The organism is Streptosporangium sp. NPDC048886, assembly GCF_055586905.1.
This window is the reverse complement of sequence record NZ_JBVJHH010000009.1, coordinates 187,063-213,410: the sequence shown is the minus strand read 5'-3', so window position 1 is coordinate 213,410 and position 26,348 is coordinate 187,063. Positions and strand designations below refer to the sequence as shown.

Below are 26,348 nucleotides of genomic sequence, written 5' to 3'. Positions count from 1 at the left end.
GACCTCGCCCCCGGCCCCGCGGACACCACCGGCCCGCCCGCCCCGATGATCGAGCTGTCGGGGGCGGAGAAGACCTATCCCGGCGGGGTGCGCGCGCTGCGCGGCGTGGACCTGCGCGTCCTGCCCGGCGAACTCGTGGCGATCGTCGGCCCCTCCGGGTCGGGGAAGTCGACCATGCTGCACCTGATCGGCACCCTCGACCGCCCCTCCGCCGGGACCGTCCGCGTCGCCGGGCACGACGTGGGGGCACTGTCGGACCGGCAGCTGTCGGCGCTGCGCGCCCGGCGCATCGGGTTCGTCTTCCAGCAGTTCCATCTGGCCGCCGGGGTCACCGCGCTCGACAACGTCGCCGACGGCATGCTGTACGGCGGAGCCCCACGCCGGGAACGGCGGGAACGGGCCGCCGAGGCGCTCAGGCGGGTCGGCCTCGGCCACCGGCTGGGGCACCGGCCCGGCGAGCTGTCCGGCGGGGAGCGCCAGCGGGTCGCGGTGGCCAGGGCCGTGGCCGGCGAGCCGTCGCTGCTGCTGGCCGACGAACCGACCGGCAACCTCGACACCGCCTCCGGCCACGCCGTGCTGACGATCCTGCGCGAGCTCAACGCCTCCGGCACCACCGTGGCGATCATCACCCACGACGACGAGGTGGCCGCGGCCGCCCCGCGCCGGGTCAGGCTGCGCGACGGCCTGATCGTCACCGACGACAGGACCGACATCGACGCGGGCGGGAAGACCGGCGGCGGGGCACTCCCGGGGAGCACGGCATGAACCGGACACGGCACGTACCGGAGGACGGGCGGCCCGGTCCGGCGCGCACCACACCGGATCCGGTCCCCGGCCGGCTCGGCTGGGCGGACCTGCTGCGGGTGGGCGGCTCCGGGCTGCGGACCCGGCCGGGCCGGGTGCTGCTGTCGGCGCTGGGCGTCGCGATCGGCATCGCGACCATGGTGGCGGTCGTCGGGATCTCCTCCTCCAGCAAGGCCCGGCTGCTCGACGAGCTCAACCGGCTCGGCACCGACCTGCTCACCGTCACCGCCGGGCGGACCGTGCTCGGGGGCAGTGCCGAGCTGCCGGAGGAGGCGGTCGCCATGGCCGCCAGGATCGGGCCGGTGACCGGCGCCGCCGCCACCGGTGACACCGGCGAGCACGTCTGGCGGACCGACATGGTGCCACGGGAGCAGACCGGGGGGCTCGGGGTCCGGGCGGCCTCGCCCGGCCTGCTCACCACGCTCCAGACCCGCCTCGAGCGGGGCGTCTGGCTCAACCGGGCGACCGGGGCGCAGCGCGCGGTGGTCCTGGGGTCGGTGGCGGCCCGGCGGCTCGGCGTGCGGGAGGTGGGGGACCAGGTGTGGATCGGCGGGCGATGGTGGACGGTCACCGGCGTGCTGGCCGCCTCCCCGCTGGCGCCGGAGATCGACCGGTCGGTGCTCGTCGGGTCCGAGGCCGCCGGACGGTACCTGGACTTCGACGGCCACCCCACCACGCTCTACATCCGCTCCTCCGACACCGCGGTGGGCGAGGTGCGCCAGGTGCTGCCCAGGACCGTGAACCCGGAGCACCCCGAGGAGGTCGAGGTCAGCAGGCCCTCCGACGGGCTCGTCGCGAAGGCCGCGGCCGCGGGGGCGTTCACGGACCTGCTGCTCGGCGTCGGCGCGATGGCGCTGCTGGTCGGCGGGGTCGGCGTGGCCAACACCATGGTCATCTCGGTGCTGGAACGCCGCGGGGAGATCGGCCTGCGCCGCTCGCTCGGCGCCACCCGGGGCCAGGTGCGCGGCCAGTTCCTCACCGAGTCGCTGCTCCTGTCGGGTATGGGCGGCGCCGCGGGGGTGGCACTGGGGGCGCTGGTCACCGTCGGGTACGCCGCCGTGCGGGACCTGCCCGCCGTGGTCCCGCTCTGGGCCCTGGCCGGCGGCCTGGCGGCGCCCCTGCTGGTGGGGACGGTCGCCGGGATCTATCCCGCGATGCGGGCGGCCCGCATGTCCCCCACCCTCGCTCTCACCACGCCCTGAGGGCCTGAGGGAGGGCACTTATCCGATGTTTACCCCTGGACGGACAGGATTGCGATCATGCGAGTGCTCATCGTGGAGGACGAGCGGGTGCTCGCCGACATCGTGGCGACCGGCCTGCGCCGGGAGACCATAGCCGTGGACGTGGTCCACGACGGGGACGCGGCGCTGGAACGGGCCGCCGTCAACGACTACGACGTGATCGTGCTGGACCGGGACCTGCCCGTGCTCCACGGCGACGAGGTCTGCCGCCGCCTGGTCTCCGCCCGGGTCCCGGCCAGGATCATCATGCTGACCGCCGCCGGGGACCTCGGGTCGAAGGTGGAGGGCCTGTCGATCGGCGCCGACGACTACCTGCCCAAGCCCTTCGACTTCCCCGAGCTGGTGGCCCGGCTGCGCGCCCTGGCCCGCCGGACCCCCCAGATGGTGCCGCCGGTGCTCAGCCGGTCGGGCATCACCCTCGACCCGGGCCGTCACGAGGTCTTCCGCGACGGCCGGTACGTGGCGCTGAGCCCCAAGGAGTTCGCGGTGCTGGAGATCCTGATGCGCGCCGAGGGCACCGTGGTCAGCGCCGAGGACCTGCTGGAGAAGGCCTGGGACGAGAACATCAACTACTTCACCAACTCGGTGCGGGTCACGGTGATGACCCTGCGCAGGAAGCTCGGCGACCCGCCGGTGGTGGAGACGGTGACCGGTCTGGGATACCGGCTGTGAGCGCGCGGCGGATCTCGGTACGGCTCCGCCTGACCCTGGTCTACGGCAGCCTGTTCTCCGCCGCGGGCCTCGTGCTCGTGCTGGCCAACTACTTCGTCGTCCGGCAGATGCTCCACCAGCCCGTCAGGGTGACGCCCCGGGAGGCCGTCGCCGTGCCGTTCCCCCGGGACGGCGACCTCCTGCGGACCTTCACCGACGTCAAGGGCCAGTACCGCGACAGCGTGATGGCCTCGATGATCCAGTGGTCGCTGCTGGCCACCGCGATCGTCGGGGTGGCGGGGCTGGCCGTCGGGTGGATCGTGGCCCGCCGGGCGCTGGCCCCGCTGCACACGATGACCGAGGCGGCCCGCCGCCTGTCGGAGAGCACCCTGCACGAGCGGATCGCCCTGGACGGCCCCCGCGACGAGCTCCGCGACCTGGCCGACACCTTCGACTCCATGCTGGAACGCCTGGACCACGCCTTCGACAGCCAGCGCCGCTTCGTCGCCAACGCCTCCCACGAGCTGCGCACCCCGCTGGCCATCAACCGGGCGCTGGTGCAGGTCTCCATGACCGATCCCGGCCTCCCCACGGAGATCAGGGCCGTCGGCGCCGAGCTGCTGGCCGCCGGCGCCCGCCAGGAACGGCTCATCGAGGGACTGCTCCTGCTGGCCCAGAGCGAGCGGGAGCTGACCGAGCGCCGCCCGGTGGACCTGGCCGAACTCGCCGGGAGCGCGCTGACCTCCGTGCCGGAGGCCACGGCGGACCTGAACCCGGCCCCGGCGACCGGTGATCCGGTGCTGCTGGGACAGATGATCGGCAACCTGCTCGACAACGCGGTGAAGTACAACGACGGGCGCGCCCTGGTCACCGTCCGCACCGGCCGGGACCGGCGGGGGAGCGTCGTCACCGTGGAGAACACCGGCCGCGTCGTCCCCGCCGACCGGATCGAGGAGCTCTTCGAGCCGTTCCGCCGCCTCGACCGCGACCGGACCGGCTCGACCGCCGGCGCGGGCCTCGGCCTGTCGATCGTCCGGGCGGTCGCCCGGGCCCACCGCGGCTCGGTGGAGGCCGTGCCGCGTCCGGGCGGCGGCCTGACCGTCACCGTACGGCTGGCGCCGGGATGAGCGCCGGCGGCCGCGCCGCACAGGCCGGACGGCCCTGCTGAGGGCCCGCAGGCTGAGGGCCCGCCGGGTGCTTCCGCCGGGCCCGCCGAGTGCTTCCACTGGGACCGGCGGGTCGGGCGTGGCGGCCGGCGGAGGCGTCAGGAGGGCTCCGCGGCCCGCGTCCGCGCGCCGGCGTCCCGCGCGGGCCGTACGGTCACCGACACCAGCAGGGCGGCCAGGAGCAGCACGCCCGCCGCGGCGTAGAAGGCCCACTGGTAGCCGCTGACGGCGGCCTCCGGGGAGGACTGCCCGGCCTCCAGCGCCGTGCCGGTGCGGCCTATCGCGACCGCGGTGAAGACGGCCAGGCCGAGGGCGCTGCCCAACTGCTGCATGGTCGTCTGCACCCCCGAGCCGAGCCCCGCGTCGTCGTCGGTCACCCCGTGCAGGGCCGCGTTCTGCAGCGCGGGGAAGGCGGTCCCCAGCCCCGCGGCGATCATCACCATGGCGGGCAGCACGTCGGCGGCGTAGCCGCTGGTGACCGACATGCGCACGGCCACGTACAGCATCCCGGCGGCGCTGAGGACGAGGCCGGCGCCGATGGTGCCCGTGGTGCCCAGCCTGGCGGTGAGCGCGGTCGAGGCCGCCAGGCCGGCGAGGAAGGCCACGCAGAAGGGCAGGTAGGCCAGCCCCGTGGCCAGCGGCTGGTAGCCGAGGACGTTCTGCATGTAGAGGGTGAGCAGGAACATGGTCGCCGCCATGCCGCTGGTCAGCGTGATCGTCGCCAGGTTCGCCGACAGGCGGACGCGGCTGGCCAGGAAACGCGGCGGCACCAGCGGCGCGGCGCTCCTCGTCTCCACCACGGCGGAGGCGGCCAGCGCGGCCAGCCCGGCGCCCAGGGGCAGCAGCACGACCGGGGCGCTCCAGCCGTTGCGGCCGGCCGCGAGCAGGCCGGCGATGAGCGCGATCAGGCCGGCGGTGACGAGCACCGCGCCCGCCCAGTCCACCCTGCGCCCGCCGGCGCCGGGCCGCGCGTCCACCAGCCGGGGGGCGAGCAGCAGCGCGACCGCGGCGACCGGCAGGTTGACGAAGAAGACCCAGCGCCAGCCGGCCAGCTCCGTCAGCGCCCCCGACAGCAGCACCCCGACTGTGGCGCCCAGCCCGCTCAGCCCTCCCCAGATCGCCAGGGCACGGGCCCGCTCGCGGCCGTCGGGGAACATCAGCACGATCATCGACAGGGCGGCCGGCGCCGCCAGCGCCTCCCCGAGCCCCTGCCCGAACCGGCCGGCCACCAGCATGCCGGTGCTCCCCGCGACACCGCTGGCCAGCGACGCCAGCGCGAACACCGCGGTGCCGGCGAGGAACACGCGGCGCCGTCCCCACAGGTCGGCCAGCCGTCCGCCGAGCAGCAGCAGCCCGCCCGCGGTCACGACGTAGGCGTTGACCACCCAGGCCAGGCCCTCCGTCGACGCCCCCAGATCCCGCTGCACCGAGGGCAGCGCGATGTTCACGATCGAGCTGTCCACGGTGAACATGAACTGCACCAGGGCCAGCACCGCCAGCGCGCGCCAGCGGCGCGGATCCGGCGCGGCCGCCGTGCCGTCCGGGTCTGCCGTGCCGTCCGGGTCTTGAGCCGGTCCGCGGGACCGGAGGTCCTCATCCATGTGATCCACCCAACCGCCTGGTGTCCCAGGGCGTCCAACAACAACTCGCCTCCTTGACAAGCAGTTCTTGTCACTGCAGCTTGTTGGGGATGGATCTCGACCTGCGCCAGCTCCAGGCCTTCGTCACGACCTCCGAGGAGCTGCACTTCGGCCGGGCCGCGGGCCGGCTGTTCCTCACCCAGCAGGCCCTGTCCCACCGCATCCGGCGCCTGGAGACGACGCTGGGCGGGCCGCTGTTCGTGCGCGGCCATCACGTCGTCGAGCTGACCGATCTCGGACGGCGGCTGCTGCCCCTGTCGCGGCAGGCCCTGGCCGTCGCCGACGAGATCGTGGCCGCGGCGCAGCTCGATCAGCAGCCGCTGCGGCTCGACACCTTCCGGCCGATCGCCGCCTCCTCGCTGCTCCGCCAGCTGATCGTGGATCTGGGCGACCTGCCGCTGGAGCTGAGCACCCGGCACAGCCTGGGCACCGCCCTGTCGGCACTGCGGCGCGCCGAGATCGACGTGGCCTTCGGGCGGGTGCACGGCCTGCCCCACCCCTGGCCCGACGGCCTGGCCCACCGGCTGCTGCGGCTGGAGCCCCTCCACGCGCTGATGTCGCTGCGCCACCCGCTGGCGGCGCGGCCCACGCTGCGCCCGGCCGACCTGCGCCCCCACGGGATCTGGACGCCCGCCCTCGCGGGCGCCACCGAGCTGGACGGCTACCTGCGCGCGCTCGGCGACCACTTCGGCATCCCCCTGACCATCGGACCGGCGGTCGCCACCCTCGACCAGGTGGTGGCGCAGATCCACGCGCACCCCGACCGCGTGTGGCTGATCGACGCCGACGTCCGGACCGCCCGGCTCCCGGCCACGGTGCTGGTCCCGCTGGCCGGTCCCACCCCGCTCTACCCCTGGTCGATGGTCTGGCGGCGCGACAACCGCCATCCGCTCCTCGGCCGGATGCTGGACACCGCCGACGCGACGGCCCGGCGGGAGGGGTGGCTGCACTACGAGCCCGGCCGGCACTGGCTGCCGGCCGAAGACCGCGCCGCCGCCACCGCCGGCACGCCCGCGCCCGCACCAGGAGCAGGAGCGGAACCGGGAGCGGGAGCGGAACCAGGACCAGGACTGGGACCAGGAGCGGGAGCGGGGTCCGGCCAGGGCGCCGGCCGGTGATCGCCGGCCGGCGTCAGCGCGGGGCCGCCACCGGCGCCCCGGCGGCCGCGCCGAGCCGCGCGGCCGAGCGGGAGGCGAGGTCGAGGGCCCGGCGCACGTCCGCGTGGACGAGCCGGCCCGCCCGCTTCACGACCCGGCCGGCGACGATCACGGTGTCCACGTTGCTCGTGTCGGCGCAGGTCACCACCGCGCCGATCGGGTCGTGCACCGGCGCGAGGTTGAGGGCGTCGGCGCGTAGCAGGACGAGGTCGGCCTGCTTGCCCGGCCGCAGCGACCCGATCCGGTCCTCCAGGCCGAGGACCCGCGCCCCCTCGACCGTCGCCATCCGCAGCACCTCGCCCGTGGTCAGCGATCCGCCCCGGACCCGCTCGGCGGCGAAGGCGGCGCGCATGACGGCGAACAGGTCACCCGGCGCGTCGGTGACGGTGTCGACGCCGAGCCCCGTCGGGATCCCGAACTCGCGGAACCTGCCGGTCTCCGGGTGCCCATGCCCCATCTGCGACTCCACGACGGGCGCGACCGAGGCGGTGCCGCCGCTGCCGGCGATGAGCCTCATGGCCTCGTCGGTGAAGCCGTTGCCGTGCACGAACATCACATCGGGCCCGAGCAGCCCGCTCCGGTGCAGCCGCTCGACCGCCCCGGTCCCGGTCGCGTGCAGGCTGATCGGGAGCCCGAGCTCACGGGCCAGCCGCCAGTCGGCCTCGGCCGCGCCGACCGAGCCGTAGACCGGCCCCCACGCCGCCAGAGCCGGGGTCACCAGGCCGGACAGGCCCAGCGAGGCGACCCTGCGCACCTCTCCCTCACGGCGTGCGGCATCGTCGCTGCCCGGATGCGCGTAGGCGAAGACGGCGCGGATCCCCGAATCGCGCAGGGCATCGATCGCGGCGTCGGTGTGCGCCGGGGTGAGCTGGATGTGCGACCAGTCGTAGAGCGTGGTGACACCGGCGTTGAGCGCCTCCAGCGCGCCCCACAGGTTGGCGGCGTAGACGTCCTCGGCCTGGAAGGCGGGGGCGAGCCGGCCCAGGACGAGGCTGAGATAGTCCCCCAGCGTCGTGTCGGCCGCGATGGAGCGGAGCACGCTCTGCCAGAGGTGGCGGTGGGTGTCCACGAAGCCGGGCAGCACGATCCGGCCGGCCGCGTCGACGACCTCGGCGCCGTCGAGCGCGACGCCGAACGCGGCACCGAGTCCGGGGCCCACCGCGGCGATCACGCCGTCCTCGATGAGCACGTCCGCCCCCGGCAGGACATGGGGTTCCGGATCGGTGTCGATCACGATTCCGTCGGTGATGAGCATGCGCACGGGGGGTCCTCTTTCCAAAAAGCAATCAATAAAGCTTTTCTGAAAGCTATCAGGGGAGAGGGATATCCTCAATCCCATGGGACGGCGAGACACCACACGGCGCGACCACGTCGACGAGATGATGGAGGGGTGGCGGGCCGAGCTCCCCGAGGCCGCCACCGTCCAACTGGAGATCATCAAGCGCGCCGGCCGGCTGAAGGCCCTCGTCGAGGAGACCACCCAGTCCGTGCTAGGTGAATACGGACTGACCTACGCCGAGTTCGACGTCCTGGCGACACTGCGCCGGGCCGGAGCCCCCTACCGCCTCAAGCCCAGCCGGCTGGCCTCCCGCTCCTCGCTCACGACGGGCGGCACGAGCAACATCCTGCAGCGGCTCACCACCGCCGGGCTCGTCGAGCGCGAGCCCGACCCCGCCGACGGCCGCAGCTCCTGGGTCCGCCTGACGCCCGCGGGCGCCCGACGGGCCGAGGAGCTCGCCCTGGCCACGACCGAGGCCCACGGGGAGCTGCTCGCCGGCGTCCCGCAGGAGACCGCCCGGGCACTGGCCGACCTGCTGCGCGAGGTGCTCCTCGCCCTCGGCGACCGGCCGGCCGCCTCCCGCCGGGGCTGAGCGCGCGTCGGCGCGCGGGCGGGCTCAGCCGGTTTCCGGAGTGCCCGTGATCACCTGGGGGAGCTGCGGGGCGAAGCGCTCCGGCGGGTGCTCGGGCGAGGACTCGTCGGTCTCCTCCGCCCAGCCGATGCGGTCGAGGCGGAAGACCCGCGCGTCCTGCCGGAGGCGGCACATGCCCACGAGATACCAGTGGCCGCCGCGCCCGCCCACGAAGATCGCCGGCTCCACCTCACGCGTGGTGACCCGGCCCTTGTGGTCCTCGTATCGGATCCGCAGCACCCTGCGGTGGAGCAGCGCCTGCCCGATCACGCGCGACACCCGGGGGTAGGGCTCCGGCTCGACGGCGGCGTGCACCCGGACGGCCGGCCCCCCGGCCGCGGCGCCCTCGACGTCCTCCGCGCCCTCGACGTCCTCCGCGCTCTCGGCGTCCCCGACGCTCCCGGCGCTCTCGACACCCCTGGTGCTCTCGGCGTCCCCGATGCTCTCGACGTCCTCGGCGCTCTCGGCGGGCGACATCGCGGCGACCAGCTTGCGCAGGGCGCTGCGGGCGTGGTGGGCCGAGGGGTCGCCCCCCGCCCGCTCAAGCGCCGCGACGACCGCCGCCGCCTCGGCCGGGGTGAGGTCGAGCGGCGGCAGGGACATGCTCTTGCCGAGGGCGTAGCCGCCGCGCCTGCCCGGCTCGGCGTATATCGGCACCCCCGACCGCTGGAGCGCGGAGATGTCGCGCTCGACGGTGCGGACGCTCACCTCGAACCTGGCGGCGAGCTCCCGCGCCGACCGGGAACGGGGCGAGATCGCGCGGAGCTCCTCGACCAGGGCGTAAAGCCGATCCGTACGGTTCACACTTGCGACGTTACGCGGCGATACCGACACTCCAGATGAGCGGCAATCCCTTTGCCGTAGTTGAACAGACAAAACAGCATCGATAGCCTGTGCCGACACATCTCATTGGAGTTCGATGGCCGCAGGACCGAAACACCCACTGGCAGCAGGACAGCGTCCTCCGCACGAGCCCGCCTCCTCCGGTTCGAAGGCCTCCAAGATCATCACGCTCACCGGCATCGGTGTCGTCTCGCTGCTCCTCATCGGCTACTGCGCGGCCCAGGACGACTACGAAGAGGTCGGCGCCGACTGCGTGGACCTCAACAGCTACCAGCCGGACGGTTCCTACACGGTCGTGGACGAGGAATACTGCGACGACGACCACGTCCACTACTCCGGTTCCCGCGGCGCCTACGGCTGGTACTACGGAGGTGTGCGGTCCGGGGCGCGGATCCTGCAGGGCACCACCGTGCGCCCCTCGGACGTCAGGATCACCAGCCGTAAGGGCACCGTGATCCAGCGCGGCGGCTTCGGCGGCCGCAGCGGCTGGGGCAGCGGGAGCTGAGCCCGGGCAGATGCGACGCGAAACCTCGCTCCCCCGGGACGGCTGGGAGAGCATCATCGAAGGCCACGGTCTGGCCTACCACCGTTCGGCCCACCCCGACGGCCTCGCCCGCCCCTACTGGGACGAGGGCGTGCAGTACGTCTTCTCCATGGACGAGGTCCTCGACCTGGAGAACCAGGTCGAGGAACTGCACCGGATGTGCCTGCACGCGGTGGAGCACGTCATCGAGCACGGCCGCTACGCCGACTTCGCCGTCCCCGAATGGGTGGCGCCGGAGATCGCCCGCTCCTGGGAGCGGAGCGACCCCCACCTGTTCGGCCGCTTCGACCTGCGCTACGACGGGACCGGCCCCGCCAAGCTGCTGGAGTACAACGCCGACACCCCGACCAGTCTGCTGGAGAGCTCGGTCGTGCAGTGGTTCTGGCTGCGCGACCGCTACCCCGACGACGACCAGTGGAACTCCATCCACGAGCGGCTGATCGACCGGTGGCAGCAGATAGCGGCCGGTCTGCCCACCGGGCCGGCGCACTTCGCCTGGACCAACATGGACGAGACCGGCGAGGAGGCGATGACCCTCGCCTACCTCCAGGAGACCGCCGACCAGGCCGGGCTGAAGACGGTCGCGGTGGCCATGGAGGACATCGGCTGGGACAGCCTCAACCTGCGGTTCGTCGACATGGAGCGCCGGGTGATCCGCTCGCTGTGCAAGCTGTACCCGTGGGAGTGGGCGGTGGCCGACCCGTTCGGCGACCGGGCGGTGCGCCAGCAGGTCTCGATGACCTGGATCGAGCCGCTGTGGAAGATGCTGCTGTCCAACAAGGCGCTGCTCGCGGTGCTCTGGGAGCTGTATCCCGGGCATCCGAACCTGCTGCCGGCCTACCTCGACGGCCCCCGGGACATGCCCTCCTACATCGCGAAACCGCTGCTCGGCCGGGAGGGCGCGAGCATGCGGATCGTCACCCCCGGCGACCGCGTCGAGACCTCCGGCGGCTACGGCGCCGAAGGGCACGTCTACCAGGAGTTCCAGGCACTGCCCGTCTTCGACGGCTGGCGTCCCGTGCTCGGCGCCTGGGTCGTACACGACGAGGCGGCCGGGGTCGGCATCCGTGAGACCTCAGGGTTCATCACCGACGACACGTCGTCCTTCGTCCCGCACCGCATCGAACTCTGAACCCTGGAGAACCACATGAGTCCCACCCCCCAGCCCAGCCTGCTCCCCGCCCCGATCGGCGCCGAGACCATCTCCCTCGCCGAGACCCTCGGACGCGGCGCGCTCGCCGTCGTCTCCTACGCGGCGCTCGGCGTGATCCTGCTGATCATCGGCTTCTACGTCATCGACATGGCCATCCCCGGCAAGCTCAGCCACCTGATCAAGACCGACCGCAACCCCAACGCCACCCTGCTCACCAGCTCCGGCCTGGCCGCGGTGGGGCTGATCGTCGCGGCCTCCATCTGGTCCTCCGGCGGAGCCCTGCACGAAGGGCTGCTGGCGACCGCGGTCTTCGGCCTGGTGGGCATCGCCGTGCAGACGGTGGCGATGGTCGCCTTCGACAAGGTCGCCGGGATCTCGGTCCGCGAGCTGGTCAGCGAGCCCGACCCGCAGCCCGGCGCCCGCCTTCTCGCGGTCACCCACCTGGTCATCGGCCTGATCACCGCCGTCGCCGTCATCTGACCCGCCACCGGCCGGCGCCCCGCCTGTGCGCGGATCGCACAGGATCGCGGCCCGCGCGCTGTGCGGTCCGACGGCTGGCGCATCTCGTGCGACCTGGCACTCTTAGTGACGTGAGGGAGCGGAGCGAGCGAGGCAGCAGACACGGTGACGTCATGGTCGGGCCCGGCGCGGAGGAGGCCGACCAAGACCGCGTGCGGGAAGACACCACGCGCAGGCTGGAGCGGGCCATGGGCACGCTGGGCACGGCCGCCATGGCGAGGATGGACGACCGGCTGATGTGGTTCCGCGCCCTGTCCGCCGAGGACAGGTCGTGGGTCGGGCTGGTGGCCCAGGCCGGGATCGCCGCGTTCGTGGAGTGGTTCCAGCACGCCGGGGAGGGCCGCCCGACCCCCAGCATCGAGTTCTTCGGCACCGCTCCCCGCGAGCTCAAGCGCTCCATCTCCCTGCAGCAGACCGTGGACATCGTCCGGATCGTGGTCGAGGTGGTCGAGGCGCAGACCGGGGACCTGGCCGCGCCCGGCGGGGAGGACCAGCTCCAGCAGGCGATGCTCCGCTACACCCGTGACGTCGCCTTCGCCGCCGCCCAGGTCTACGCGCGGGAGGCCGAGGCGCGCGGCGCCTGGGACGCGCGCCTGGAGGCGCTGATCGTCGACGCGCTGGTGCGGGGCGAGGTCGACGACGGCCTGCACTCGTGGGCCGCCGCGCTGGGCTGGACCTCCTCCCCCGTGGTCGTGCTGGCCGGGCAGACGCCCGACGACGACCCCCAGGCGGTGATCGACGGACTGCGCGACCGGGGGCGCAGATCCGGCCTGGACATGCTGGCCGGGGTCCAGGGCGACCGGCTGATCGTGATCGTGGGCGGCGCGGACAACGTCGCCGCCGCGGCCAGGCACGTGGTGCCGCGCTTCGGCCCGGGACCGGTCGTGATCGGGCCCGAGGTGAACGACCTGCACGCGGCGGCGCGCTCGGCGCGGGCCGCGATCGCCGGCCTGCGGGCCGCCTCCGGGTGGCCGGACGCGCCCCGGCCGGTCCATGCCGAGGACCTGCTGGCCGAGCGGGCGATCGACGGCGACGCCGACGCCAGGGGCCAGCTGATCGAGAACGTCTACCTGCCGCTGGTGGGCACGCCGCTGCTCGACACGCTCGCGACCTACCTCGAACAGGGCACGTCCCTGGAGGCCACGGCCCGCCTGCTCTTCGTGCACCCGAACACGGTGCGCTACCGTCTACGGAAGATCACCGAGCTGACCGGATACCAGCCCACGGAGGGCCGCTCCGCCTTCACCCTGCAGGTGGGACTCATCCTCGGCCGGCTGTCCGAAATGACTGCGCCCTAGCCTCCTCCTTTAACCTGTACGAAACCACCGCTGTAGGCTTCCTACAAAACTAGGTGGATAAAGTTCGTTCGTATCCTTATCCGTGTAGCGGACTCCTACAGGGCAGGCTGGATTTCGTGCTCGTCATCGTCGCTCCGGGCCAAGGCGCCCAGACCCCAGGCTTCCTGGCTCCATGGCTTGAAATACCGGGTGTGGCTGACCGTATGTCCGCCTGGTCCGACCTGGTCGACCTCGACCTGGTCGCCTACGGCACCACCGCCGACGCGGACGCGATCCGGGACACCGCGGTCGCCCAGCCCCTGCTCGTGGCCGCCGGGCTGGCCGTGGCGGAGGTCCTCGGGGCCTCCCCCGCCGTCGTCGCCGGGCACAGCGTCGGGGAGCTGACCGCCGCCGCCCTGGCCGGGGTCCTCACCCCCGAGCAGGCCCTGACCCTGGTCCGCGAGCGCGGCCAGGCCATGGCCAAGGCCGCCGCGGTGACCGAGACGGGCATGGTCGCCGTCCTCGGCGGCGTCGAGGACGACGTTCTCGCGGCCATCGACAGGCACGGCCTCACCCCGGCCAACATCAACGGCGCCGGGCAGATCGTGGCCGGCGGCACGCTGGCGCAGCTTGAGGCCTTCAAGGCCGAGCCGCCCGCGCGGGCCCGGCTGATCCCGCTCTCGGTCGCCGGCGCCTTCCACACGGTGCACATGGCCACGGCCGTCGACCGCCTGCGCGAGGCCGCCGCCGGCATCACGCCCGGCGACCCGTCCGCCCTCCTGCTGTCCAACGCGGACGGCGCGGTGGTCACCAGCGGCGCCGAGTTCGTGGAGCGCCTGATCAACCAGGTGGCCAACCCGGTCCGCTGGGACGCCTGCATGGCCACGATGGCCGCCCGGGGCGTCACCGCGATGATCGAGCTGCTCCCCGGCGGCACCCTCACCGGCCTGGCCAAGCGCGCGCTGCGCGGCGTGGCCACGGTCGCCCTCAAGACCCCCGACGACCTGGACGCGGCCCGCGGGGTTCTCAGTGGATCGGCCTGACGCCGGCGCGGTGGGCACGACGGCCTGCGGGGCACGGGCGGCCCACGCAGCTAACGAGAAGTGGTGAGCGACGGATGAAGATCATGAATGGCGCGCCGGGCGCGAAGATCCTGGCCTTCGGCCACTACCAGCCATCGAAGATCGTCACCAACGACGATCTGTCGGCCACCATGGAGACCAACGACGAGTGGATCCGCAGCCGCGTCGGCATCCAGGAGCGCCGGATCGCCCCCGAGGGCGAGTCCGAGATCGACCTGGCGGTGCAGGCCGGCGGCAAGGCCCTGGCCGCGAGCGGGCTGTCGGCCGCCGACATCGACCTGGTGATCGTCGCCACCTGTACGCTGGAGACGCAGATCCCCAACGCGGCCGGCCGGGTGGCCACCCGGCTCGGCATCGACGCCCCCGGCGCGTTCGACGTGAACACCGCCTGCTCCGGCTTCTGCTACGCGCTGGCCGTCGCCAACGACGCGATCCGCGCGGGCTCGGCCACCAACGTGCTGGTCATCGGCACCGAGAAGCTCTCCCAGTGGATCGACTGGACCGACCGGGCCACCGCGGTGATCTTCGCTGACGGCGCGGGCGCCGCGGTCGTCGGCCCGTCCGACACCCCTCGCATCGGCCCGGTGGTGTGGGGCAGCGCCGGCGACAAGTCCGACGCGATCATCATCAGGGACCGCGACTCCTTCCTGCACCAGGAAGGCCAGACCGTGTTCCGCTGGGCGACCACCGCGCTCCACCCGGTGGCCAAGGAGATCTGCGAGCGTGCCGGGGTGGACCCCGCCGACCTCGCGGCCTTCGTGCCCCACCAGGCCAACCTGCGCATCATCGAGGCCATCGCGCGTAAGATCGGCGCCGACAACGCCGTCGTCGCCAAGGACATCGTGCTGGCGGGCAACACCTCCGCGGCCTCGATCCCGCTGGCGCTGTCCCGGATGATCGAGCGCGGCGAGGTCCAGTCGGGCGGGCTCGCCCTGCTGCTGGGCTTCGGCGCCGGCCTGACCTATGCCGGTCAGGTCGTCGAGATCCCCTGAGACCTGTACGGTCCCGCCGTACAGAACTCGTACGGCCCGCCGTACGGAAACAGAACTTGCACGGTTCGCCGTGCAGAACAAGAAGAAACCGAATCCAAGGAGAACACGCGACATGGCTCTGACCGAGCAGGAGATCCTCGCTGGTATCGGCAAGATCATCAACGAGATCACCGGCATCCCGGCCTCCGAGGTCAGCCCGGAGAAGAACTTCGTGGACGACCTCGACATCGACTCGCTGTCCATGGTCGAGATCGCCGTCGCCGCCCAGGACGAGTTCGGCGTCGAGATCCCGGACGAGCAGCTCAAGAACCTCAAGACCGTCAAGGACGTCATCAGCTTCATCCAGAGCTGAGAAATCTTTAACCTTCCCGGATTCGACCCGCGATTCACAAGGAGCGCAAGAACGTGAACACAGACCAGGTACGTGTCGTCGTCACCGGGCTCGGCGCGACGACGCCTCTCGGTGGGGACGCCGCCTCGTCCTGGTCGGCGCTTCTCGCCGGTCAGTCCGGGGTCCGCAACCTCACCGAGGACTGGGTCGACTCGGTCCCGGTGAAGTTCGCCGCCGTGGCCGCCGTGGACCCGACCGAGGTGCTGCCCCGGCCGGAGGCACGGCGGCTTGACCGGGCCGAGCAGTTCGCGCTGGTCGCGGCCCGCGAGGCCTGGGCGCACGCCGCGATCGACAAGGTCGACCCGGAGCGCCTGGGCGTGGTCGTGGGCAGCGGGATCGGCGGTATCACCACGATCCTCGCCGCCTACGACACCTTCAAGGAGAAGGGCTGGCAGCGGCTGTCGCCGTACACCGTCCCGATGCTGATGCCGAACGGCGCGGCGGGCTGGATCGGCATCGAGATCGGCGCCCGTGCCGGCGTGCACGCCACCGTGAGCGCCTGCGCCACCGGCGCGGAGTCGATCGGCTACGCCATCGAGATGATCCGCTCCGGACGCGCCGACGTGGTCGTGGCCGGCGGCACCGAGGCCGCCATCCACCCGCTGAACATCGGCTCCTTCGCCGCCATGCGCGCCATGTCCACCCGCAACGACGAGCCCGAGCTCGCCTCGCGGCCGTGGGACAAGAGCCGTGACGGGTTCGTCCTCGGCGAGGGCGCCGGCATCGTCGTGCTGGAGTCGGAGGCGCACGCCCTCGCGCGCGGCGCCAAGATCTACGCCGTCGCCGCCGGTGTCGGCTACTCGGCCGACGCCCACCACATCGCCCAGCCGGAGCCGACCGGCGCCGGGGTCATGCTGGCCATGCGCCGCGCCCTGGAGAACTCCGGTCTCACCGGCCAGGACATCAAGCACGTCAACGCGCACTCCACCTCCACTCCCGCCGGTGACGTGGTGGAGACCATCGCGATCAAGGAGGTCATCGGCGACCACCCGCTGGTCAGCGGCACCAAGTCGATGACCGGCCATCTGCTCGGCGGTGCCGGCGGCATCGAGTCCGTCTTCACCGTCATGGCGCTGCACGAGCGGATCGCGCCCGGCACGATCAATCTCGACGACCTCGACGACGGCGTCGAGGTCGACATCGTGCGCGGCGCGCCGCGCAAGCTGCCCGACGGTCAGATCGCGGCGATCAACAACTCCTTCGGGTTCGGTGGACACGACGTCGCCGTGGCCTTCACCAGCATCTGACAAGGAGCTAGTGATGACTGTGCTCGACAACAGGGTGGTGACCGACGCCTCCGACAAGGAGGCCGGCGATCCCCGTGATCCTCAGGTGCGCCTGGCGGCCCTGCTCGACGAGGGGTCGGTCCGGCTGATCACTCCCGTCGACCGCAGCGGCGTGCTCTCCGCGATGGGCCGCGTCGAGGGCGTGCCCGTGGTGGCGTTCGTCAGCGACGCCCGTGTCCAGGGCGGCGCCATGGGCAGCGAGGGTTGCGAGCACATCGTCCACGCCTACGACGTCGCGGTACGCGAGCGCGTCCCGATCATCGGCGTGTGGCATTCGGGCGGCGCCCGCCTGGCCGAGGGCGTGGAGTCGCTGCACGCGGTCGGCCGCGTGTTCGCGGCGATGACCCGCGCCTCCGGCGTGGTCGCGCAGCTGTCCGTGGTGGTCGGCCCCGCGGCCGGCGGGGCCGCGTACGGCCCGGCGCTGACCGACGTCGTGATCCTGGCCGACGAGGGCCGCATCTTCGTCACCGGCCCCGACGTGGTGCGCAGCGTGACCGGCGAGCAGATCGACATGGCCGCGCTGGGCGGCCCCGAGCCGCACAGCAAGCGCAGCGGCGTCGCGCACATCGTCACCAAGTCGGAGACCGACGCCTACGTCCAGGCCCGGCGCCTGGCGGTGCTCCTGGGCCACCAGGGCCGGGTCCGCACCGAGGTCGAGGAGGTCGACTTCTCCGGCCTGCTGCCGGACAACGTCCGCCGCGCCTACGACGTCAAGCCCCTCGTCAAGGGGCTGCTCGACGAGCCGGGCGTCGAGCTGCACACCAAGTGGGCGCCCAACGTCGTCACCACACTGGGCCGTCTCGGGGGCCGGACCATCGGTGTGATCGCCAACAACCCCATGCGCCTGGGCGGCTGCCTCGACTCGCTGTCGGCGGAGAAGGCCGCCCGGTTCGTCCGGATGTGCGATGCCTTCGGGGTGCCGCTGGTCGTCCTGGTGGACGTCCCCGGCTACCTCCCCGGCGTCGGCCAGGAGCACGACGGCGTGGTCCGCCGCGGCGCCAAGCTCCTGCACGCCTTCGCCGAGGCCTCCGTGCCGCGGATCACGCTGGTGACCCGCAAGGCGTACGGCGGCGCCTACATCGCGATGAACTCCCGCTCGCTGGGTGCCACCAAGGTCTTCGGCTGGCCGACCACCCAGATCGCGGTCATGGGGGCGGTCGCCGCGGTCCGCATCCTCAAGCGCCGCGAGCTCGCGGCCGCGCCCGAGGAGGAGCGCGCGGCCCTGGAGGCCCGGCTCGCCGAGGAGCACGAGATCGTCGCCGGCGGCCTCGACCGGGCCATCGAGCTCGGCGTGGTGGACGAGGTCGTCAAGCCCGAGGAGACCCGCGGCGCCATCGCCAGGGTGCTGGCCCAGGCCACCCCCGCCCGCGGCGCCCACGGCAACATCCCGCTCTGACCTGGTTCGATCCTGACTCGACGGAGCCCCCGCCGGTGCACACCGGCGGGGGCTCCGCGCGCTGTGGGGCACCACCGTGGGGCTCCATGGGCTTGGGGCACCATCGTGGGCCCGCCACGGCGGCGCAGCGGTACCGTGCCGTGTCGTGGTGGGCCATGACCTCCGCCGCGGCCCGTCGCGGTGCCATGGCCGTCCATGACCTCCGCCGCAGCCCGTCGCGGTGCCATGACCTCCGGCGCGGACGGGCGGCCGGGAGCGCGGACGGGGGACAGAGCAGGCGCCACTCTCGTCCCCGTCCGGGCCGGGTCCGCCCACCTCCCGATCAGAGGGTCCGTCCTTCCGGCCGGAGGCGATCGCCTGGTCAGACCGCGGCGTGCAGCCAGCGGACCGGGGCGCCCTCACCGGCGTAACGGAACGACTCAAGCTCGGCGTCCCACTGCTTGCCGAGCAGGCGGTCGAGCTCCTCCTCCAGCACCACACGGCCCTGGCGCGCCGCCAGCATCGCCGAGCGCAGCCGGTCTTCGGGCACCAGGATGTCGCCCGAGGCCCCGATCACCGCCGTGAAGGCGCCGAGAGACGGGGTGTAGGCGTGACGGGACCCGTCGGCACCCGGCGAGGCGTCCTCGGTGATCTCGAAGCGGATCCGCTGCCAGCCCATCAACGACGAGGTGATGGCCGCCGCGGTCCCCTGACGGGCCTCCCACTCGGCCTGTGCGCGCACGTGACCGGGCGCGGCGGGCTGCGGAGTCCAGGTCAGGTCTACGGGCACGCCAAGGACACCCGCGACCGCCCATTCGATATGAGGGCACAGCGCAGGCTGAGCTGAGTGGACGTAAAGCACGCCACGAGCAGACACCGGACCTCCCGTTTCGTACGAGGTGCGCCTTCCCCAACGGCCTCGTCCCAGGATGATCACAAGTGACTGAAGGAGAGACTACCGTCGGTTGTGACGTCGCACCAGAGGGGGGTCATACCGAGATGTTGTGCCACGGGCGCCCGGCTCGGGGCATCCTCGGAGAGGAGAAGACCCAGCGACAGGGCGATCGCCCCCGGAGGAGCGGATGGACACCGACATCGAGCGGGTGGAGCCCGTGCCCGGAGCGCCCGCGCTGATCAGGCCCGGCCAGCTGCTGACCGACGCCTCGGGGATGGCGGCGGTCTCCCGGTGGACCGCCGCGGCGGCCGAGGCCGACGGGGTCTTCCGCATCCGGCTCTCACCCGGCGTGGACGTCTGCGACCTGGTGGCGGCGGTCCGCGACCGGGGGCACCCCGCCTCCCCCAACCACGTCCTGGTCGGCCAGCCGCTCTTCTTCGGCGGCCCGGCCTCCCGCCCCTTCCCGGCCACCCCGCTCTCCCCGCCCGGCGCGCCCGAGGCGGCCGCGGACGCCGTGACCGTGGCCATACCCGACACCGGCCTGACCGCGCACCCCTGGTGGCGGGAGCACCCCTGGTTCCTGCGGCAGCGGCGCGAGGCCGCCGAGCCGCCCGACTCCGACGGCGACGGTGAGCTGGACGCCCAGGCGGGGCACGGCACCTTCATCGCGGGGCTGGTCCTGCGCTCGGCCCCGGGCGCGTGGCTGCGCCCGCTACGGGTGCTGGACGGGCGCGGCGTCGGGGACGAGGCGGGGCTGCTGCGCGTCCTGGCCCGGCTGAGGGCCGAGCCGCCCCAGGTGCTCAACCTCTCCTTCGGCGGCCACACCTTCGACGACCGCCCCTCCCCGCTGGTGGAGGCCGCGCTGGCGGGCCTGGCGGGCACCGCCGTGGTCGCCTGCGCCGGCAACACGGCCTCCGACCGGCCGTTCTGGCCCGCGGCGCTGCCCCAGGTGATCGCCGTCGGCGCGCTGGACGCGGCAGAGGAGGCCGCGGCCCCCTTCTCGGCGCACGGCCCCTGGGTGGACGCCTGCACCCGGGGCGAGTGGCTGACCAGCTCCTTCCTCGATCACGGAGCGTTCCGCGGCTACGCGCGCTGGAGCGGGACCTCCTTCGCCGCGGCCGTGGTCAGCGGGGCGATCGCGGCGGCGGTCCGGGACCGGACCCCGCAGGAGGCCGCGGCCCACGTCCTCGATCCCCGGCGAACCCGACAAATCCCCGAACTGGGCGCCGTCGTGCCCGCCCCAAGGTAAAGTCTCACCCAAAGTCGTCGCACGGACACTCAGAGTGTCCGTCGTGGCCTTGGAGGCGCCCGTGAGTGACCAGCACGCGATCGACGCCGCGCTGGCAGGCGACCAGGCGGCATGGGACGCGCTGGTCAACCGGTTCTCGGGGCCGCTGTGGTCGGCCGTGCGCGCCTACGACCTGAGCGCGGCGGATGCGGCCGACGCGGTGCAGGGGGCGTGGCTGCGGCTCGTCGAGAGCCTGCACACCATCCGTGACCCGGACCGGATCGGCCCCTGGCTGTTCACCACGGCCAAGCGCGAGGCCGCCCTCCTGAGCAGGCGGAACCGGGGCGAACGGCTGATCGCCGACCCGGCCGACGCCGAGCACGCCCGCTCCGATCCGGCACTGGCCGAGCACCTCCACCCCGATCCGGCGGTGGCGGTGCTGACCGCCGACGAGGGCCGCAGGCTGTGGCGGGCCGTCGAGGAGATGCACGAGCCCTGCCGCTCACTGTTCCGGCTGATGGCCACCTCGCCCGAGGCGGGCGTCCACCAGCTCGCCGGCCGCCTGGGCATGCCCAGGGGCAGTTACGGCCCCACCCGGGGCCGCTGCCTGAACCGGCTACGCACCATGCTCACCGCCCAGGAGGCGACACCGTGACCCGACATCCCCCCACGATCGACGATGAGTCCCTCATCGCCGCGCTCCGCCTGACGGCCGGCCACGACCCCGTGCCCGCCCACGTCTCCGCCGCCGCCCGCGCGGTCTTCGGCCTGCGGCTGCCCGGCGCCGCCACGGCCCGGCCGGTGCCCACGCCCGCTCCGCTGGGCGTCCGGTCCGCCGACGAGGCGCGGCTGCTCCGGTTCACCGCCGCCGAGCTGACGGTCGACCTGGAGGTCACCGCCATGGACGGCCTGGTGGACCTGGCCGGGCAGGTGTCCCCGTGCCCGGAGGCCGGCACCCGGGTGGAGGTGCGCACCCTGCACCTCACCGAGTCGCGTGAGCTCTCCCCGACGGGCCAGTTCGCCGTGACGGGCCTGCCCCCGGGCTGGTTCAGCGTGGTGTGCCACCGGCCGGAGCACTCCCCCGTGGCCACCAGCTGGACCCGGATCCGCCCGTAGGTGACCGCCGACGACGCGCTCGCCGCCGCCGAGCAGGCGCTGGACCTGTCGGGCAGGGCCCCGGAACGGGCCCGGGCGCTGGCGCACAGCGTGCTACGCCGCGTGGCGGCCTCCGACCCCCGTGACGAGGCCGCGGCGGTCGCCCACCGGGCGCTGGCGGTGGCCGCACGCGAGCTGGGTGACCTGCCGCTGGCCGAGGAGCATCTGCGCCAGGCCGTGGACGTCGCGCTCGGCGCGGGGCTGCCGCACCGGGCCGCCCAGGCGCGCCTGTCGCTGGTCCACGTCCGCACCGAGCTCGGCCATCCCCGGCAGGCGCTGGCCATCGCCGACTCCGCCGAGCCGCATCTCACCCCGGTCGAGGTGGCCAGGCTCGGCGTCCACCGGGCGGTGGCGCTGAGCCGTCTCGGCCGCTACGCCGAAGCCGTCGGCCACTGCGACCGCGCCCTGGACTCCCTCGGCGGCGACGTCAGGTTCCTGGCCGGGGCGGTGCTGAACCGGGGGCTGGCCCGGGTGTTCCTGGGTGAGTTCGAGGCGGCCGAGGCCGACCTGACCCGGTGCGCGGAGCTCGCGAAGGGCGCGGGCCTGGACCACGTGCTCGCGCTCGCCGAGGGCAACCTGCCGTTCCTGGCCGCGCGGCGCGGCGACCTGCCGGCCGCGTTCACCGCCTACTCCCGCGCGGAGAACAGCCTGTCCGGCTACCCGGAGCGGCTGGCCACGATGCGCTGTGACCTGGCCGAGGCGCTGATCGCCGCCCATCTGCCAGGTGAGGCCCGGGCGCTGCTCGACCTGGCGGTGCCGGAGCTGGCCGCGGCGGGGGCGAACGTCGCCCTGGCCGAGGCCCGCCTCCTGCTCGCCCGGGCCGAGCTGCGCACCGGCGACCCGCACCGCGCCCGGCAGAGCGCGGAGCGGGCCGCGGCCGATCTGGCCGCGCAGGGCCGGACGGTCCTGGCACCGCTGGCCACCGAGATCCTCCTGCGCGCCCGGCTCATGCTCGGCCCGCCCGGCGCGGAGCTGCTGGCCGAGATGCTCGCCTGCGCCGCCGGCCTCGACGCCGCGGGCCACCGGCATCTCTCCAGGGCGCTCAGGCTCACCTCCGCCGAGGTCGCGCTCCGGCTCGATGACCGTCCGGCCGCCGGCGAGCAGCTCGCCCGGCTCGTCTCGGCCGGCCCGGACCTGGTCTCCCGGCAGGCTACGGCGCTGCGGCGGGCGCTGGCGGGCGACCGGCGCGGGGCCTTCGCCGCGGTCCGGGCCGGGCTGGCGGAGGTGGGCGCCGGGGTGACGGCCTTCGGAGACCCGATGGTGCGCGCCCATGCCGTCAGGACCGGCGAGCCGCTGGCCGGGCTCGGGCTGGCGCTGGCCCTGGAGACCGGGCGGGGCCGTACGGTCCTGGCCTGGGCGGAGCGGTGGCGGGCGGTCGCCGGGGGCGCCGGGCGGCCCGTCGCGCCCGGCGTGGCGGAGCTGCGCGCCGCGCTCGGGGAGGCGGCGCTGGTGGAATACGTCCGTCACGCCGGTGAGCTGGTCGCCGTCGCGGTCACCCCGGACCGCGTCGTGCTGCGCCACCTCGGTCCCTTCGCCGCGGTCGCCGAGGCCACCGTCAGGATCCGGTACGGCCTGCGCCGGACGCATCTGCTCGACGGGCGGGCGCCGGAGCTGGCCGGGGAGGCGGCGCTGCTGGAGCGGCTGCTCCTCGGCCCGCTACGCGGCCGGCTGGGTGACCGGCCGCTGGTGATCGTGCCGACCGGGCCGTTGCACACCCTGCCCTGGCCGATCCTGCCGATGAACGCCGACCGCCCGGTGACCGTGACCTCCGGCGCCGCCGCCTGGCTGGCCGGCCACCGGATGCGGGCCGTACGCGACGGGGGGATCGTGGCGGTCGCCGGCCCCGGACTGCGGTGCGCGGAGGCGGAGGCGGACATGGTCGGCGGCTGCCACCCGGGGGCCGGTCGGGTCACGGCGCTGCGGGCGGAGGTGATGGCGGCGCTGGAGCGGGCCGAGGTGGCGCACCTGGCCGCGCACGGGATGTTCTCCCCGCGCAGCCCGCTGCTGTCCAGCCTCGACCTCGACGACGGCCCCCTGATGGCCTACGACCTGTTACGGCTGCGCACGCCACCGCGGCTGGTGGTGCTGTCGGCGTGCGAGGCGGGCATGGCGCACGCTCCGGCCGACGGGGCGCCGCTGGGGCTGGCGGGCGCCTTCCTGTCGCTGGGGTCGCAGTGCGTGGTGGCCAGTCTGGTCCCGGTGCGCGATGAGGAGACCCTGACGCTGATGACGGTCTTCCACGAGCTGCTGGCCGCCGGCCACCCGCCCGCCCGGGCGCTGGCGGCGGCGGGCGGGAAGACCGGAGTGGCCGGCTTCGTCTGCTTCGGGTATGGAGATCAGCCGGTGGCCACCGGCCGCGAGGGGTCGGCCACCCAGTTGGACCAGGATCCGACGTAGAGGGCGGCGGGGATGCCCGCCACCTCCAGGGCCAGCACCTGGTGGGCCGCCGTCACGCCGGAGCCGCAGTAGGCGCCGACCCGCACGCCGGGGACGGCGCCGAGAGTGTTGAAGCGCTCGCGCAGGAAGTCGGGCTGGTGGAAACGGCCCGACGGGTCGACGTTCTCACCGGTGGGAGCGCTGACCGCGCCGGGGATGTGCCCGGCGACGGGGTCGATCGGCTCGACCTCGCCCCGATACCGTTCGGCGGCGCGGGCGTCGAGGAGGACCCCGTCGGAGGCGAGCTCCAGGGCCTGCTCGGCGTCGAGCACGGGCATCCCGCCCGGGCGTGCGACGAAGTCACCGGGCGGGGCGGTCTCCTCCCCCTCGGAGACGGGCAGTCCCGCGGCGGTCCACGCGCGCAGTCCGCCGTCGAGGACCCGGACGTCGGGGTGGCCGAAGTGGCGCAGCGCCCACCAGGCCCGGGCGGCGGCGGTGGAGTCGGCCCCGTCATAGACGACGACGGTCCGGGAGCCGGACACGCCCAGGCGGCGCATGGCCTCCTGGAACCGCTCGGCGGAGGGCAGCGGGTGACGGCCCGCCGGCCCCGGCGCGGCGGCGAGGTCGGCGTCGAGGTCGCAGAAGACGGCGCCGGGGACGTGCCCCTCGCGGTAGGAGTCGACGTCGGGTGGCCCGCCGAACTTCCAGCGCACGTCCAGGACCGTCACCTCGGCCAGATCGGCCAGGTCGGCAGGGGTGATCAGCGGGGTCATCGGGTGCTTACCTCCAGCAGAGGAACGTGCTGCTCGGCGGGTGTCAGGGAGCCGTGGCAGCCGGTGAACGACGCCTCGAGCGGCTCGGCGACCGAGGCGACGATAGCGCAGTCGGTGTAGGGGACGGCGAGGACGTCGCCGATCCGGGGCAGCCATTCGGAACGCACCCGCGGCCCGAACCACCCCGACTCGACCGCCTCCTCGCGGGAGACCACCCACGCCTTACCTGCCAGGATGTCACGCCAGGCACCGAGCACGGCCGCCGCCGCGCCCGGACCGGCGTAGACGTGCCGGGCCCGGGAGTCGCCGCCGAGCAGGGCGACACCCGCACGCAGCTCGGGGACGGCGTCCACGTCGATCCGCTCGGTGATGTTGACCATGCCGTGGTCGGCCGTGACGTACATCGCCGAGCCGGGCGGGAGCGCGTCCGCCAGCCGCTCGGCCATCCGGTCGACCAGGGCGAGCTGCTCCAGCCACTGCGGGGTGCCCCAACCGGTCAGGTGGCCCATGGCGTCGAGATCGCCGTAGTAGACCGTGACGTGGGAGCGGGGCTCGGCCAGGGCCCGGCGGACGCCCTCGATCCGGTCGTCGACCGCGTCGGCGCCGACGAAGTTCACGCCGCGGTAGACGGCCCGGTTGAAGGCGGTGGGCTCGAACTTCGAAGGGGCGACGTAGCCGACGGCGATCCCGGCCGCCGCGGCGCGCTCGTAGACCGTCGGGGTGGGCTGCCACTCGTCGGGAGGGACCAGCGGGCCCGGGGCGGTCCAGCGCAGGCAGTTGAGCAGGTAGCCCGCGCCGGGCACGGCGAGCTGGTAGCCGAGCATGCCGTGCTCGCCCGGCGGCAGGCCGGTGCCCAGCGTGCCCAGGCTGGTCGCGGTGGTGGCGGGGAAGCCCGCGGTGAGCACCCGGCCGGTCCGGGCCGACAGGAACGGGGCCGTCTCAGGATGGGCCCGGAGCAGCTCGGCCCCCAGGCCGTCGACGAGGAAGACCAGGACGCGCCCGGCCGGCGCGAGCCCCAGCGGGTTGCCCTCCCCCATTCCCAGGGCCGCCAGGAGGGAGGAGGACAGGTCGGCGAGCGAGGCCGCGCCGTAGGCGGGCACCAGGGGGTTCATGAGGCGGCGCGCGCGGTGGCCTCCGACAGCGCCTTGGCGAAGGCCAGCACGTGCGAGACGGCCTCGGGCCCGTCCGCCGCCTCGCTCACCCGCAGGGAGAGGTCGTCGGCCGTGATGGCGCCGGTGTAGCCGTGGTCGGCCTCGCAGTTCTCGTCGCCGCAGGTGGCAGGCTCCAGGTCGACGTGGGAGATGGCCCCCCAGCCGATGGTGAGCGTGACCTCGGTGGGCGGCACGCCGGGCACGTAGGAGGCGGGGTCGGGGACGACCCGGGTGACGGCCACCGACTGGATGCGGCTGAGCCGTACGGCCTCGGTGGTCGTGGAGGCGTGGGAGGCCGAGACCCCTTCCACCGGCGGGTGCTCGTCGGTGTGGCAGACGAGCAGCCGGGTGGGTGAGAGCACCAGGACGGTGACGTGCCGGCGCACCTCCATGGCCGGGTCGAAGGTGGCCTCGTGATGGACCACGTAGGCGCCCACCTGCTCCTTGCCCAAAGCGGATTCGACCGCGTCGGCGACCAGGTCGGGATAGTAGCCACTGCGGTCGATGGCGTCGCGCAGGCCGGCGGCCGAGAGTCGGGTTTCCCTCATGGGTCCATCCTGCCCTGTCCGGGGCAGCGCTTTCACCCTGTGCGCACGCGGTTCGGCCATCGGCGCAAATCGTGACCCGGCGCGCCGTGGCCCTTTTACGCGCCACCGGCATTCAATTCAAATTTCCGTGGTCAATTGTCGTTCTCCGGCCACCCTGGCGCTTTTCACCACTCCCCGGCCGCCCGAGTGCT

26 protein-coding genes are annotated in these 26,348 nt (G+C 73.8%); 19 read left to right on the top strand and 7 right to left on the bottom strand.

Annotated features, from left to right (window positions below; genetic code table 11):
• The first annotated feature begins 45 nt into the window (after positions 1-45).
• Genes ACZ6R6_RS13605 through ACZ6R6_RS13590 form a run of 4 tightly spaced genes read left to right on the top strand, consistent with a single transcriptional unit; the run spans position 46 to position 3,823 of the window.
• Positions 46-765 carry an ABC transporter ATP-binding protein gene (locus tag ACZ6R6_RS13605; protein WP_470093223.1) on the top strand — a complete coding sequence of 240 codons (720 nt, stop codon included), beginning with the start codon at positions 46-48 and terminating at the stop codon, positions 763-765.
• Positions 762-2,006: an ABC transporter permease gene (locus ACZ6R6_RS13600; RefSeq protein WP_470093104.1), complete on the top strand. Its 1,245-nt coding sequence runs from the start codon at positions 762-764 to the stop codon at positions 2,004-2,006. Before ACZ6R6_RS13605 ends, ACZ6R6_RS13600 begins: the two co-directional genes overlap by 4 nt.
• Before the next feature lie 57 nt (positions 2,007-2,063).
• On the top strand, positions 2,064-2,717 hold the full coding sequence (locus ACZ6R6_RS13595) for a response regulator transcription factor (protein ID WP_470093102.1): 654 nt from the start codon (positions 2,064-2,066) through the stop codon (positions 2,715-2,717).
• Positions 2,714-3,823, top strand: coding sequence for a sensor histidine kinase (locus tag ACZ6R6_RS13590; protein ID WP_470093100.1), 1,110 nt, complete (start codon positions 2,714-2,716; stop codon positions 3,821-3,823). The genes ACZ6R6_RS13595 and ACZ6R6_RS13590 overlap by 4 nt, the downstream gene beginning before the upstream one ends.
• Positions 3,824-3,960: 137 nt before the next feature.
• On the opposite strand, the gene ACZ6R6_RS13585 is transcribed toward ACZ6R6_RS13590, so the two are convergent.
• Positions 3,961-5,463 carry an MFS transporter gene (locus ACZ6R6_RS13585; RefSeq protein WP_470093098.1) on the bottom strand — a complete coding sequence of 501 codons (1,503 nt, stop codon included), beginning with the start codon at positions 5,461-5,463 and terminating at the stop codon, positions 3,961-3,963.
• A gap of 89 nt (positions 5,464-5,552) precedes the next feature.
• On the opposite strand from ACZ6R6_RS13585, the gene ACZ6R6_RS13580 reads away from it, so the two are divergent.
• Entirely contained in the window at positions 5,553-6,620 is a 1,068-nt protein-coding gene (locus ACZ6R6_RS13580) for a LysR family transcriptional regulator (RefSeq protein ID WP_470093096.1), read from the top strand.
• A gap of 13 nt (positions 6,621-6,633) precedes the next feature.
• Here the strand turns inward: ACZ6R6_RS13580 and ACZ6R6_RS13575 are convergent, their stop codons facing one another.
• Complete coding sequence (locus tag ACZ6R6_RS13575) at positions 6,634-7,914, bottom strand: amidohydrolase family protein (protein WP_470093221.1); 1,281 nt, start codon at positions 7,912-7,914, stop codon at positions 6,634-6,636.
• 82 nt (positions 7,915-7,996) lie between these two features.
• On the opposite strand from ACZ6R6_RS13575, the gene ACZ6R6_RS13570 reads away from it, so the two are divergent.
• A complete protein-coding gene (locus ACZ6R6_RS13570) occupies positions 7,997-8,530 on the top strand; it encodes a MarR family winged helix-turn-helix transcriptional regulator (protein WP_470093095.1) in 534 nt (177 codons plus the stop codon).
• A 24-nt stretch (positions 8,531-8,554) separates the two neighbouring features.
• Here the strand turns inward: ACZ6R6_RS13570 and ACZ6R6_RS13565 are convergent, their stop codons facing one another.
• Positions 8,555-9,373, bottom strand: a complete 819-nt coding sequence (locus tag ACZ6R6_RS13565; RefSeq protein ID WP_470093093.1) for a helix-turn-helix transcriptional regulator — start codon at positions 9,371-9,373, stop codon at positions 8,555-8,557.
• A 115-nt stretch (positions 9,374-9,488) separates the two neighbouring features.
• Between ACZ6R6_RS13565 and ACZ6R6_RS13560 the strand changes: the two genes are divergently transcribed.
• The 9 genes from ACZ6R6_RS13560 (at position 9,489) to ACZ6R6_RS13520 (ending at position 18,052) form a co-directional block, all read left to right on the top strand.
• Positions 9,489-9,917 (top strand): hypothetical protein, encoded by a 429-nt coding sequence (locus ACZ6R6_RS13560; RefSeq protein WP_470093091.1) that lies wholly within the window; start codon positions 9,489-9,491, stop codon positions 9,915-9,917.
• Between the two features lie 10 nt (positions 9,918-9,927).
• Positions 9,928-11,088: a glutathionylspermidine synthase family protein gene (locus tag ACZ6R6_RS13555; protein ID WP_470093089.1), complete on the top strand. Its 1,161-nt coding sequence runs from the start codon at positions 9,928-9,930 to the stop codon at positions 11,086-11,088.
• A gap of 15 nt (positions 11,089-11,103) precedes the next feature.
• Positions 11,104-11,589 carry a DUF350 domain-containing protein gene (locus tag ACZ6R6_RS13550; RefSeq protein WP_470093087.1) on the top strand — a complete coding sequence of 162 codons (486 nt, stop codon included), beginning with the start codon at positions 11,104-11,106 and terminating at the stop codon, positions 11,587-11,589.
• Between the two features lie 152 nt (positions 11,590-11,741).
• Positions 11,742-12,926 carry a PucR family transcriptional regulator gene (locus tag ACZ6R6_RS13545; protein ID WP_470093219.1) on the top strand — a complete coding sequence of 395 codons (1,185 nt, stop codon included), beginning with the start codon at positions 11,742-11,744 and terminating at the stop codon, positions 12,924-12,926.
• Positions 12,927-13,042: 116 nt separating this feature from the next.
• A complete protein-coding gene (locus ACZ6R6_RS13540) occupies positions 13,043-13,948 on the top strand; it encodes an ACP S-malonyltransferase (RefSeq protein ID WP_470093085.1) in 906 nt (301 codons plus the stop codon).
• 74 nt (positions 13,949-14,022) lie between these two features.
• On the top strand, positions 14,023-14,979 hold the full coding sequence (locus ACZ6R6_RS13535) for a beta-ketoacyl-ACP synthase III (RefSeq protein ID WP_470093083.1): 957 nt from the start codon (positions 14,023-14,025) through the stop codon (positions 14,977-14,979).
• A gap of 112 nt (positions 14,980-15,091) precedes the next feature.
• Entirely contained in the window at positions 15,092-15,331 is a 240-nt protein-coding gene (locus ACZ6R6_RS13530) for an acyl carrier protein (protein WP_306866964.1), read from the top strand.
• A gap of 53 nt (positions 15,332-15,384) precedes the next feature.
• On the top strand, positions 15,385-16,617 hold the full coding sequence (gene fabF / locus ACZ6R6_RS13525; RefSeq protein ID WP_470093081.1) for a beta-ketoacyl-ACP synthase II: 1,233 nt from the start codon (positions 15,385-15,387) through the stop codon (positions 16,615-16,617).
• A 13-nt stretch (positions 16,618-16,630) separates the two neighbouring features.
• Positions 16,631-18,052 (top strand): carboxyl transferase domain-containing protein, encoded by a 1,422-nt coding sequence (locus ACZ6R6_RS13520; protein ID WP_470093079.1) that lies wholly within the window; start codon positions 16,631-16,633, stop codon positions 18,050-18,052.
• A 361-nt stretch (positions 18,053-18,413) separates the two neighbouring features.
• Here the strand turns inward: ACZ6R6_RS13520 and ACZ6R6_RS13515 are convergent, their stop codons facing one another.
• A complete protein-coding gene (locus ACZ6R6_RS13515; protein WP_306866956.1) occupies positions 18,414-18,908 on the bottom strand; it encodes a DUF3145 domain-containing protein in 495 nt (164 codons plus the stop codon).
• A gap of 205 nt (positions 18,909-19,113) precedes the next feature.
• Here ACZ6R6_RS13515 and ACZ6R6_RS13510 point away from each other — a divergent pair, with 205 nt between their 5' ends.
• The 4 genes from ACZ6R6_RS13510 to ACZ6R6_RS13495 all read left to right on the top strand — a co-directional run bounded on the left by ACZ6R6_RS13510 (position 19,114) and on the right by ACZ6R6_RS13495 (position 23,706).
• The gene (locus tag ACZ6R6_RS13510) at positions 19,114-20,175 is read left to right on the top strand and encodes a S8 family peptidase (protein WP_470093077.1); all 1,062 of its coding nucleotides are present in this window, start codon (positions 19,114-19,116) and stop codon (positions 20,173-20,175) included.
• Positions 20,176-20,236: 61 nt separating this feature from the next.
• Positions 20,237-20,809 carry an RNA polymerase sigma factor gene (locus ACZ6R6_RS13505; RefSeq protein WP_470093075.1) on the top strand — a complete coding sequence of 191 codons (573 nt, stop codon included), beginning with the start codon at positions 20,237-20,239 and terminating at the stop codon, positions 20,807-20,809.
• Positions 20,806-21,270 carry a hypothetical protein gene (locus ACZ6R6_RS13500; RefSeq protein WP_306866947.1) on the top strand — a complete coding sequence of 155 codons (465 nt, stop codon included), beginning with the start codon at positions 20,806-20,808 and terminating at the stop codon, positions 21,268-21,270. Before ACZ6R6_RS13505 ends, ACZ6R6_RS13500 begins: the two co-directional genes overlap by 4 nt.
• The gene (locus ACZ6R6_RS13495) at positions 21,271-23,706 is read left to right on the top strand and encodes a CHAT domain-containing protein (RefSeq protein WP_470093073.1); all 2,436 of its coding nucleotides are present in this window, start codon (positions 21,271-21,273) and stop codon (positions 23,704-23,706) included.
• Here the strand turns inward: ACZ6R6_RS13495 and ACZ6R6_RS13490 are convergent.
• From ACZ6R6_RS13490 to ACZ6R6_RS13480, 3 genes are read right to left on the bottom strand one after another with little or no spacing between them, the layout of a single operon-like run.
• The gene (locus tag ACZ6R6_RS13490; protein ID WP_470093071.1) at positions 23,646-24,458 is read right to left on the bottom strand and encodes a sulfurtransferase; all 813 of its coding nucleotides are present in this window, start codon (positions 24,456-24,458) and stop codon (positions 23,646-23,648) included. The genes ACZ6R6_RS13495 and ACZ6R6_RS13490 overlap by 61 nt on opposite strands.
• Positions 24,455-25,570, bottom strand: coding sequence for an alkaline phosphatase family protein (locus tag ACZ6R6_RS13485; protein ID WP_470093069.1), 1,116 nt, complete (start codon positions 25,568-25,570; stop codon positions 24,455-24,457). Before ACZ6R6_RS13485 ends, ACZ6R6_RS13490 begins: the two co-directional genes overlap by 4 nt.
• Positions 25,567-26,157, bottom strand: coding sequence for a DUF5998 family protein (locus tag ACZ6R6_RS13480; RefSeq protein WP_089207763.1), 591 nt, complete (start codon positions 26,155-26,157; stop codon positions 25,567-25,569). Before ACZ6R6_RS13480 ends, ACZ6R6_RS13485 begins: the two co-directional genes overlap by 4 nt.
• Positions 26,158-26,348: the final 191 nt, after the last annotated feature.